General features: G+C 75.5%; 2 protein-coding genes. Both read left to right on the top strand.

Features of this window, described 5'->3' with window-relative positions:
• Positions 1–270 precede the first annotated feature (270 nt).
• Entirely contained in the window at positions 271–1,521 is a 1,251-nt protein-coding gene (locus AB0J52_RS37490; protein ID WP_500187709.1) for a S1C family serine protease, read from the top strand.
• Between the two features lie 206 nt (positions 1,522–1,727).
• Positions 1,728–2,081, top strand: coding sequence for a sec-independent translocase (locus tag AB0J52_RS37485; protein ID WP_500187707.1), 354 nt, complete (start codon positions 1,728–1,730; stop codon positions 2,079–2,081).
• Positions 2,082–2,130: the final 49 nt, after the last annotated feature.

Here is a 2,130-nt window from a genome sequence, read left to right as displayed (position 1 = left end):
CGACCTCGAACGGCAGCAGCAACTCGACGTCCGAGACCGGCACCAGATGCGGCGACACCGCCTCACGGTGCGCCGAGTCGGTGAGCAACTCCCGCCCGCCCGGCCTTCGCCCCGCACGACCAGGACCCGCGCTCGGCCGGAGTCGCGGGCCAGTACGGCTGGGGCGGCCAGGCGTCGCCGCAGCCGCCTCCGCCGGCCGCGCGTCCGCCGATGGGCGGCCCGCCGCCGGTCCCCGGAGCGCCGCCCCGGCCCCTGCCGGGCGGCCCCGGCGTGGCCGGCCCGGGTGCCCCGGGCGGCGTCGGCGCGGGCGGTGTCGGCCCGGGCGGCACGGCTCCGGGCGCGCCGGGTGGCCCCGGCGGGTTCGGGCAGCCGCCGGGCGGCCCCAACTGGGCGCCGGTGCCCGCCCCGCCGTCCGCGGGGCGCGGCGGGCCGGGCCTCGGCGCCCTGGCGATCATCGGACTGCTGATCGCGCTGGTCGCGGGCGGTCTCGGCGCGGGCATCGTCGCGCTGAGCACCGGCGACGGCAGCGGCGACGGCGGCAAGGTGAGCTTCAGCGGCGGCAACGACAACGCGCCCGTGCAGAACCGGCCGCCGGACTCGGTCGCGGGCGTCGCGCAGCGCGTCCTGCCGAGCGTCGTGATGATCCGGGTGTCCGGGCCGAACGGCGAGGACGCCGCGGGCACCGGGTTCATCGTCAAGGACGGCTACATCATCACCAACAACCACGTGGTGTCCGGGCTGGGCGCGGGCGCGTCCATCCGGGTGGTGTTCAACGACAAGTCGTCGCTGCCCGCCACCGTCAAGGGCACCGACCCGTCCTCGGACGTGGCCGTGATCAAGCCGTCCGGCAGCCACGCGCTGCCGCCGCTCGCCATCGGCGACTCCGACAGGCTCGCCGTCGGCGACCCGGTGATCGCGATCGGCTCGCCGCTCGGCCTGCAGGGCTCGGTGACGACCGGCATCGTGTCCTCGCTGAACCGCGCCGTCCCGACCCGGGGCGAGGGCGGCGGCGAGTCGACGGTGATGAACGCGATCCAGACGGACGCGGCGATCAACCCCGGCAACTCCGGCGGCCCGCTGGTGGACGCCAAGGGCCGCGTGATCGGGATGAACACCGCGATCCTCACCGGCGGCGCCGACCAGCAGGGTTCGATCGGGCTCGGCTTCGCCATCCCGATCAACCAGGCCAAGCGGGTCGCCGAGGACATCGTCAACACCGGCACGGTCAAGCAGGCCAAGCTCGGGGTGCTGCCCGACCCGCAGTGGCAGGGCGGCGGCGCCAAGATCATGCCGCAGCCGGTGCAGGGCACCGCGCCGGTCACCAAGGGCGGCCCGGCCGACCGCGCCGGCATCAAGCCCGGCGACGTGATCACCAAGGTGGACGGCCGGCCGATCGAGAACGCGTCCGACCTGATCGCCACGATCCGCAGCAAGGCCCCCGGGAACGTGGTCAAGGTGACCTTCCTGCCCGGCGGCAAGGGCCAGGAGAAGACCGTGGACGTCACCCTCGCCGCAGGCTGACGCCCGGCTCCGCCGCCCGACGGCCGACGTCCCCCGGGGCGTCGGCCGTCGGCCGTCCGGAGGCGCCGCCTCCGGCGCTCCGCCGCAGGTGGGGCACTCCGCGGCGGGCGGGGACGGACCGTGCGAATCGTGCCCGCCCGAGTGCGGATACGCTGGGGTCGGACGCGGCAACGGCGTCCGGTCCCCTTGGCAGTGTGGAGGACGGGTTGTTCGACGTAGGACTCGGCGAGATGGTCGTGCTCGTCGTGCTCGCCCTGGTGATCTTCGGGGACAAGCTGCCGACCGTCGCCGGCCAGGCCGGACGGGCGCTCCGCCAGCTCCGCGAGATGGCCAACAGCGCCAAGGCCGACCTTCAGGACGGGCTCGGGCCGGAGTTCAAGGACTTCGACATCGCCGACCTCCACCCGAAGACGTTCGTCCGCAAGCACCTGCTCGACGACCTGGACGCCGAGCCGGAGTACCGCAACGGCGCGACCCTGGGCGACACCTCGTACGCCACGGCCGCCGCGGGCCTCCTGGAGTACGGCGAGCGCCCGCCGTACGACACCGAGGCCACCTGAGCCCCGCCGCGCGCGCCTCTGGGGCGTCCGGCGCGCGCTCCGGGCGTCC

It is taken from the genome of Spirillospora sp. NPDC049652 (assembly GCF_040675125.1).
Taxonomy (GTDB): Bacteria; Actinomycetota; Actinomycetes; order Streptosporangiales; family Streptosporangiaceae; genus Spirillospora.
This window is presented reverse-complemented; position numbering and strand designations above follow the sequence as displayed.